This window comes from Sinomonas sp. (genome assembly GCF_036848755.1).
Lineage (GTDB): Bacteria > Actinomycetota > Actinomycetes > Actinomycetales > Micrococcaceae > Sinomonas.
Window position 1 is genome coordinate 1 of the sequence record NZ_DAIUJO010000144.1, and the last position, 7,726, is coordinate 7,726.

Consider the following 7,726-nt stretch of genomic DNA (forward strand, 5'->3'; position numbering starts at 1 on the left):
GCGGTGAATACAACTGCGCGCATCATTGCTCCCGTTTCTGGCCCCCGTCGGCGCATCACGGCCCGACGTTGGGACTTCCAGTACTTCCGCCCGCTCTCCCGCCGATGCATTCCACGCCTTGGAGAATCGGCAGCGAGCCTCGTGTGATTTTTTTTGTGATCTTGCTCGCTAGTCTGTGTTAGATAAACCATAGAGAGGGCACCGTGGCGTGTCAACAAGGCGCGATTGACCGTTCGAATCTGAGGGTTGTTACCTTTGTTGCACGCTCGTGTGATGAATCCCTTGGCCAGACGCCACATGTGAGGAGAGGCGAGTGCAGCACCACGAGAGCCCAAGGACAGACCCTCAGCGTGACCAGAAGAGTCTGGTCACTGTGGTCGGCTCCATCAACGCGGACATCGTCCTCCGGGTCCCGCTCCACCCCCTCCCCGGAGAAACTGTGATCGCGACTTCCATGGATGTTCACCCAGGCGGAAAGGGCGCCAACCAGGCTGTGGCTGCCGCGCGTCTGGGCGCAGCGGTCGCATTTGTCGGGGCCGTCGGGACGGATGCGTACGCGGATCTGGCGATATCCGGCCTAGGAGAGGCGGGCGCGGACGTTGCTGGGGTCGTAGCCGTGCCGGGGCCGACCGGCCAGGCCTTTGTCACCGTGGATGACCGAACAGGAGAGAATTCGATCGTCGTCGTCCCAGGTGCGAATGCGCGGGTCGACCGAAACCTCGTCAAGCGCCAGCACGGTCTTCTCGAGCGCGCAGCGGTCGTCGTCATCCAGGGGGAGATCCCACCGGAAGCTGTAGTTGCGGCCTCTTCCGGCTCAGCCCGCCTTGTCCTCAACCTCGCGCCCGTCATCCCGCTAGACAAGGAGGTCATCCGCCGTGCCGACCCCCTCGTAGTCAACGAACACGAGGCCCGACTAGCCTTGGCGATATTTGAGCGCGATGCGAAGAGATTCGACACAGACGAAAGCATCGTCGAGGCACTCCTTGCCGAGGGGATACCGTCTGTTGTCGTCACCCTCGGCGCTGCGGGGGCAATCTTTTCAAGCGGCGGTGCTCCCCTCAGAGTGCCGGCTCCCACCGTCACACCAGTCGACACCACGGGCGCTGGGGACGCCTTCGTCGGTGCGCTGAGCGCGCGGCTTGCTGCGGGAGAATCACTGGAGGCGGCCGTGAAGTTCGCAGTCCGGGTGGGCGCGTTTGCGGTAACCCGTCGTGGCGCTCAGCCTTCCTATCCCGGACCAGACGACGTACTTCCCGAAGGAGCAGAATGAAGAAGCGCGGAATCCTCAATGGCCCGCTCAGCGGTGCAATCGCCACGCTGGGACACGGTGACCTTGTCATCGTCGCTGATTGCGGACTGCCCCTTCCCCTCAACGGGCCCGTTGTGGACCTTGCCCTCGTACCAGGGACACCCTCCTTTACAGCAACCCTCGACGCGCTTCTCGACGAACTCGTCGTCGAATCAGCGGTCGCTGCCGACGAATGCAGGGGAGGGCACGTCGAGGAGTGGATCCGCAAGCGTCTTGCTGCTGTCGACTTCACACCCCACGAACAGTTCAAGTCTCTTGTGGCCTCGGCGAAGATCCTCGTCCGCACCGGCGAGGCCACGCCGTACGCCAACATCGCGATCCGTTGCGGCGTCCCCTTCTGACGTCGTTTCTCAGTCTTCCCGACTCAGCGCGGCCGCGTGTCTGCTGAGGAAGTCCTCCCACGTCCTGCGCCCGACCGCCCTGTCCGGAGCCAGGTTGGCACCGGCTCGAATGGCCCGAGCCGCGTGGCCGGGCATCGGAATCGGGAGCAGTGCCCGGTGCTGCCGCGTCGCCCTGAGATACGAGCGGATCAAATCCTGCATCGGGTACACGGCCGGACCGCCGAGATCGGGAACAAGGCCGGCTGGGGCGCCCAGCGCCAACTCGACGAGCCGGTCGGCCACCTCGCCGGAGTCCACCGGCTGGAAGCGGAAGCCCCGGGGCACCGGAATGAGGGGCAGTTTCGCCATCGCCCGCACCGTGAGGAACGTGAGGTCGTAGAACTGGGTGGCGCGCAGCGTGGTCCACGGAATCCCCGAGCCCTCGACGACGATCTCGGCGTCGCGCTTCGAAGCGAAGTACGCGAAGGCGGCGCGGTCGAAGGGGCTGTCCACCGGGATGGCGTCCGCGCCCACCACCGAGATGAAGGCCAAGTGGGAGACTCCGGCCGCCGAGGCCGCCCGCACGAGGTGGCGCGCCTTCTCGCCGTCGCCCTTCTGGGTCCCCGCGCAGTGCACGACCGTGCCGACGCCGTCGACCGCAGCCTCGACCCCCACGCCGGTGGCGAGATCCCCGCTCGCGTACTCGACGCCGTCGTCGTCCGACGCACGAGGCCGCCGGCTCAGCACCCGGACGGGCTCTCCCGCTCGCCTGAGCCGAGCGACGACCTGCCGCCCGAGCGTGCCTGTCCCTCCCGTCACGAGAACTGGTTGTGCCATGGTCGTGCTCCCCTCTGCCGAATCGCTTCCCGTGCTTGCATGACACGCCAAGGTACTGAAGTGTGACATCCGTGGATGCCTCCGATCCCCTGATCGCCCAATTCGAAGCGGAGCGTGGTCGCCTCCGCGCCATGGCGTACCGAATGCTCGGGTCGCTTTCCGAGGCAGACGACGCCGTGCAGGACGCCTGGGTGCGTCTGAACACCACGGACACGAAAGCCGTCGAGAACCTCGGCGCGTGGCTCACGACCGTCGTCGCCCGGATCTGCCTCAACGTCTTGCGGGCCCGTGAAACGCACGGGGAGATTCCCCTCGATGACTCGATCCCAGAACTCGCTGACCTGCGTCCAGGGAGTGATCCCGAGGAGGAGGCTGTCATGGCGGACGCCGTGGGCCTCGCGTTGCTCGTGGTCCTCGACTCGCTCCAGCCGGCCGAACGCCTCGCCTTCGTGCTGCACGACATGTTCGACGTCCCGTTCGACCGCATCGCGCCCATTCTCGGCAAGAAGGCCGAGGCGACGCGGCAACTCGCGAGCCGGGCCCGGCGTCGGATCAGGGGTTCGGCGCTCCCCAGCCCAGATGCGGTACGGCAGCGGCGAGCCGTGGAAGCCTACCTGTCGGCGGTGCGCTCCGGCGATTTCGAGGCGCTCGTCAGCCTGCTGGCTCCCGACGTCGTGCTCACGGCCGACGCCGCCGCTACGCCCGCTCACCTCGCCGTCATGCTCCGCGGCTCCGAGGAAGTGGCCCGCGCCGCTGCCGCCTCGGCCATCCGGGCGCCGTTCGCGCGCCTCGCATTGCTCGACGGCGCTCCTGGGCTCGTCGTGGCGCCGCGGGGCCACCTTCGGTTGGCACTCGTGTTCACGGTCGACGGCGAGCGGATCGCGTCGGTCGACGTCGTCGCCGATCTGGGGCGGCTCCGGAGGCTCGAGGTCTCGCTCGTGGACGGCTGGCCTACCTAGAAACCGCCGCCCTAGAAGCCGCCGCCCTCCGCGTCACCGGAATCGACGGCCATGTTGGCAAAGCGCGAGTAGTGACCCTGGAAGGCCACGACGATGTCCTTGGTCGGACCGTTGCGGTGCTTGGCAACCAGAATGTCGGCCTCGCCCGCTCGCGGAGACTCCTTGTTGTAGACATCCTCGCGGTGCAACAGGATGACCATGTCGGCGTCCTGTTCGATCGATCCGCTTTCGCGGAGGTCGGAGACCATCGGCCGCTTGTCCTGCCGCTGCTCCGAGCCACGGTTGAGCTGGGAGAGCGCGATCACGGGAACGTCGAGCTCCTTGGCAAGCAGCTTGAGGGCGCGGGAGAACTCGGAGACCTCCTGCTGGCGGCTCTCGACCTTCTTGCCGGAGCTCATGAGCTGGAGGTAGTCGAGGACCACGAGGCGGAGGCCGTGCTGCTGCTTGAGGCGGCGGCATTTGGCGCGGATCTCCATGAGCGACATGTTCGGCGAATCGTCGATGAAGAGCGGCGACTCGTTCAGCGGCCCCATGACCTTCGCGATCTTCGCCCACTGCTCGTCGCGGAGTGTGCCGCGCCGGAGGTCCTGGAGCTGGATGGTGGCCTCTGCGCTCATGAGGCGCATCGCGATCTCGTTCCGGCTCATTTCCAGCGAGAAGAATACGGTTGGGAGCTTGTGCTTGATCGCTGCCGATCGGGCGAAGTCGAGTGCGAAGGTCGACTTTCCGACCGCAGGGCGCGCCGCGATGACGATCATCTGGCCGCCATGGAGGCCGTGGGTAAGCTCGTCAAGCTCGTAGAAGCCGGTCGGAACCCCAGTGATGCCCTCGCCTCGATGGCCGGCCGCCTCGATCTCGTCCATCGCGGATTCCATGACCTCTGAGAGCGCGACGTAGTCCTCGCCCTGGCGGCGCTCCGCCACCGCGAACACCTCAGCCTGAGCTTGGTTGACAAGGTCCTCCACCTCGCCGTCCTGCCCGTACCCGAGCTGGACGATCTTCGTTCCGGCGCTCACGAGGCGGCGCAGGACGGCGCGCTCGGCGACGATCTCCGCGTAGTAGCCAGCGTTCGCCGCAGTCGGCACAGACTGGATGAGCTCGTGGAGATAGGCCGGACCACCCACGCGATTGATTTCGCCGCGCTTGGTGAGCTCGTCTGAGACCGTCACCGCGTCCGCGGGCTCGCCGCGGCTGTACAGGTCCGTGATCGCCTCGAAGATGGTCTCATGGGCCGGGCGATAGAAGTCGGGGGCCCTGAGCACCTCGACGACATCTGCGATGGCGTCCTTCGAGAGCATCATGCCGCCGAGCACGGACTGCTCGGCGACGATGTCCTGAGGTGGGGTTCGGCCCGTGTCCGAGTCTCGGTAGGAGGGGGCGGACTCGGTGTGGGCAGCGGACATCAGAAGCACCTCGCAACGAAGAGAGACCAAGCTCCGGCACAGAATGCTGGATGCTCACAGACCGTACCCATGGCCACCGACAGTCCGGAACTCCGGCGTGAACAGGCCTTGGGGATATCGCTGTTGATAAGTACTTCCCGGATGTTCACTCACCTGTGGACAGCTGTGGATATCCTCTTCAAGCTAGTGCGAATCCCGCTCTGACGTGGGAAGACTTAGTCTACAGAGTGTGGATTAAAGAATTTTGTCCACATTCGAAATCCACAGCCTCTCGGTGGATATTTGGGCAAGCGTTTGTGTTTTCAAGCAACGCAGGCGACATATGTGACTTCTCTCACATATCTCGCGGATTGTTCATTCCCCTCACGACATACGGCGGTCCCGACGTGGGGCTTCTCGGTCGGGTGCTCCCTCGCCCGCTGAGTACTAGGCTGGAAGTGCCCTCTGCTGGGGCCGAGTTCACGTTCTCCGCACCGATCCGGAAGCCCCGATGGAAAACCTTCTGCCGCCCCTCGTCATCCTGCTGTGCGTCGTCGCCGTCGTCATTGTGATGCTGCGCAGAGGGGCTCGCAGGTCCAAGCCTTCTTCGGAGGTCGCGCTTCCTGGTGGGCCCGAAGCGGCGGCAGCAGCCTCCTCTCGCCTCAGTGAGGAGCAGCACCGCATGATCTACTCCTTCATCGCGCAGGGCCTCACGGTGCAGGCGATCGCCGCCTACCGGCAAGCCACGGGGGCCCGGCTGGTCGAAGCGAGGAATGCGGTCCTCCTCATGGACCGCTATCCGCAGGCGTTCGGTTCCGCCGCCCGGGCACAGGAGCATACGCCCCCGACGACCGAGTCCCCACAACAGGGCGAGGGCCCGGAGAAGGCTCGGCTTGGCGGCGGCTCCCCCGACGACCAGGCAGCTTCCCAGCCGAAGGAACCGGCTGAGCGAACTGGAATGGACTCCGCTCCCCCCGCCCCGGTGGCACCTCAACAGCGCGAGGAGGCCCCGCCGTCGTCCTCTCAGCAACCCAAGGTTCCGACGACCCTCGGCGAGCGTTCAACCACCCGCTACCCTTACCGCTATCGCGCCATCGTCAGCAACGGACGTCAGACGCTCGAGGTCGCGAGCAACCTGCTGAATGACGAGATCTACGGCGAGATCAAGGCGTTGGCACAGATCGGCGACGCCGAAGACGCCGCGCGGATGCTGTGGCGCCACTCGGAGATCAGCCTGGAAGAGGCGCGCGCTTTCGTCGAACTCCTCTGAGCGGCCTCACAGCGAGGCCGACGCCGCCTCTTCGGTTGCTTCGAGCACCCGCAGCGCGTTCTCGAAGCACAGCGCGTCCAGCTCCTGACGGGACCAGCCGCGTTCGGCGAGGGCATCGAGCAGCGGCCGGTAGCCAGCCACACCATCCATCCCGACGGGAAGCTCGGGGGTGCCGTCGAAGTCCCCGCCGAGGCCCAGATGACGGGGGCCGACGACCTCGCGTGCGTGCTCGAGATGGCGCACGACGTCGGCGATGGTCGCCGTCGGCGCTGGGTGCTCGCGCGCCCAGAGCGCGAAGGCCTGCGCGGCTGCCGGGTCCTCCTCCGGGGCGACGTCGTGGAAACCGACCGGAAGGCCGAGTTCAAGCCGCTTGGCCTGGATAGCCCGGGCATGGTCGCGGCAGGCTTCAGACACGAACTTGGGCACAAACGTCACCATGAGTATGCCCCCGTTGTCGGGGAGTCGCTCGAGAATGCGGTCCGGGACGTTGCGGGGATGGCCGCATACGGAGCGGCACGAGGAGTGCGAGAACATGACCGGGGCGCCCGTGGCGTCGAGCGCGTCCTGCATCGTGCCCTCGGAGACATGGGAGAGGTCGACAATCATGCCCAACCGGTTCATTTCTGCCACCACAGACCGGCCGAAATCGCTGAGCCCCAGATCTTCCCCCTGGCCCGTCGCGGAGGAAGCCCACGGGAGGCTGTCGTTGTGCGTGAGGGTCATGTAGCGGACGCCCAGCTCAGCCATGGCCCGCAAGACCCCAAGCGAGCCCGCGATGCTGTGTCCGCCCTCCATGCCCATGAGGGACGCAATACGGCCACCCTCGACCGCACGGCGGACCTGAGCAGCCGTGCGAGTCAGCTCGAATGTCTCCGGGAAGGCCGCGACGATCCGGTGCACGCAGTCGATCTGCTCGAGCGTGGCCACGACCGATTGCTCGGGCGTCAGCGTCGAGGGGACGAACACCGACCAGAACTGCGCTCCGACTCCTCCCCGCCGAAGCCTCGGAATGTCGGTGTGAAGCTTCGGCTGGCCGACATCAAGAGCCGCGGCTCCGACGTCGTACCCGAAGTCCTGGCGAAGGGCCCAGGGAAGGTCATTGTGTCCGTCGACGACGGGGGCGTAGGCGCGCTCGGAATGCACCCCGTCATCGTACGACGGCCGTCAGTTCCGCCCGGTCAGGTCCGAGAGGAGCTCCTCGAAGCTCTTGTCTTCGGGCCTGGTCGCAACCTTGGGGGCCTTGGCGGAACCATCCTCCGCCAGCTCAGCGACGAGCTCCGACGCCGCCCGCTCGACTCGCGAGCTCAAGCTGCCTCCGAGAGCCGGGTCGCCCTCCGCGCCCCGGCCCCAGTCCATGGGAGCCGCGAACACCGCGGTGGGAATGGTCTTGGCGCGCAGGTAGCTGAACAGCGGGCGCATGGCGAAGTCGATCACCATGCTGTGGCGTTCGGAACCGCCCGTCACACCGATCAGGACCGGCTTGCCCTCGAGCGCGGTGGGGTCGAGAAGATCGATGAACGACTTGAACAGACCGCTGTACGAGGCACTGAAGACGGGCGAGACCGCGATGAGCGCGTCGGCGGTTTCAGCCGCTGCGAGAGCCTCCGCGAGCCTCGGAGCGGCGTAGCCCGTCACGAAGTTGTTGGCGA

Annotated in this window: 8 protein-coding genes; 4 read left to right on the top strand and 4 right to left on the bottom strand. The window is 66.3% G+C overall.

The genetic code is table 11. The annotated features are described in order from the left end of the window. Window positions 1–313: 313 nt before the first annotated feature. Together V7053_RS16730 and rbsD are read left to right on the top strand one after the other, a co-directional pair. Window positions 314–1,270 carry a ribokinase gene (locus V7053_RS16730; RefSeq protein ID WP_334173404.1) on the top strand — a complete coding sequence of 319 codons (957 nt, stop codon included), beginning with the start codon at window positions 314–316 and terminating at the stop codon, window positions 1,268–1,270. Then, window positions 1,267–1,650 carry a D-ribose pyranase gene (rbsD, locus tag V7053_RS16735; RefSeq protein WP_334173405.1) on the top strand — a complete coding sequence of 128 codons (384 nt, stop codon included), beginning with the start codon at window positions 1,267–1,269 and terminating at the stop codon, window positions 1,648–1,650. The genes V7053_RS16730 and rbsD overlap by 4 nt, the downstream gene beginning before the upstream one ends. Window positions 1,651–1,659: 9 nt before the next feature. On the opposite strand, the gene V7053_RS16740 is transcribed toward rbsD, so the two are convergent. Further along, complete coding sequence (locus tag V7053_RS16740; RefSeq protein ID WP_334173406.1) at window positions 1,660–2,466, bottom strand: SDR family oxidoreductase; 807 nt, start codon at window positions 2,464–2,466, stop codon at window positions 1,660–1,662. Window positions 2,467–2,528: 62 nt separating this feature from the next. Here V7053_RS16740 and V7053_RS16745 point away from each other — a divergent pair, with 62 nt between their 5' ends. Continuing rightward, window positions 2,529–3,425 (top strand): sigma-70 family RNA polymerase sigma factor, encoded by an 897-nt coding sequence (locus V7053_RS16745; RefSeq protein WP_334173407.1) that lies wholly within the window; start codon window positions 2,529–2,531, stop codon window positions 3,423–3,425. An 11-nt stretch (window positions 3,426–3,436) separates the two neighbouring features. Here the strand turns inward: V7053_RS16745 and dnaB are convergent, their stop codons facing one another. Further along, a complete protein-coding gene (gene dnaB / locus V7053_RS16750; protein ID WP_334173408.1) occupies window positions 3,437–4,828 on the bottom strand; it encodes a replicative DNA helicase in 1,392 nt (463 codons plus the stop codon). A gap of 490 nt (window positions 4,829–5,318) precedes the next feature. Here dnaB and V7053_RS16755 point away from each other — a divergent pair, with 490 nt between their 5' ends. Further along, window positions 5,319–6,077, top strand: a complete 759-nt coding sequence (locus V7053_RS16755; RefSeq protein ID WP_334173409.1) for a hypothetical protein — start codon at window positions 5,319–5,321, stop codon at window positions 6,075–6,077. Between the two features lie 6 nt (window positions 6,078–6,083). Here the strand turns inward: V7053_RS16755 and V7053_RS16760 are convergent, their stop codons facing one another. Both V7053_RS16760 and V7053_RS16765 read right to left on the bottom strand, forming a co-directional pair. Next, on the bottom strand, window positions 6,084–7,220 hold the full coding sequence (locus V7053_RS16760) for a dipeptidase (protein WP_334173410.1): 1,137 nt from the start codon (window positions 7,218–7,220) through the stop codon (window positions 6,084–6,086). A 21-nt stretch (window positions 7,221–7,241) separates the two neighbouring features. Further along, on the bottom strand, window positions 7,242–7,726 hold a 485-nt coding region (locus V7053_RS16765; protein WP_334173411.1), incomplete at its 5' end, for a CE1759 family FMN reductase.

Coding starts and splice junctions, on each gene's coding strand:
- rbsD (WP_334173405.1), top strand. CDS start 1,267: ATGAAGAAGCGCGGAATCCTCAATGGCCCGCTCAGCGGTGCAATCGCC.
- V7053_RS16740 (WP_334173406.1), bottom strand. CDS start 2,466: ATGGCACAACCAGTTCTCGTGACGGGAGGGACAGGCACGCTCGGGCGG.
- dnaB (WP_334173408.1), bottom strand. CDS start 4,828: ATGTCCGCTGCCCACACCGAGTCCGCCCCCTCCTACCGAGACTCGGAC.
- V7053_RS16755 (WP_334173409.1), top strand. CDS start 5,319: ATGGAAAACCTTCTGCCGCCCCTCGTCATCCTGCTGTGCGTCGTCGCC.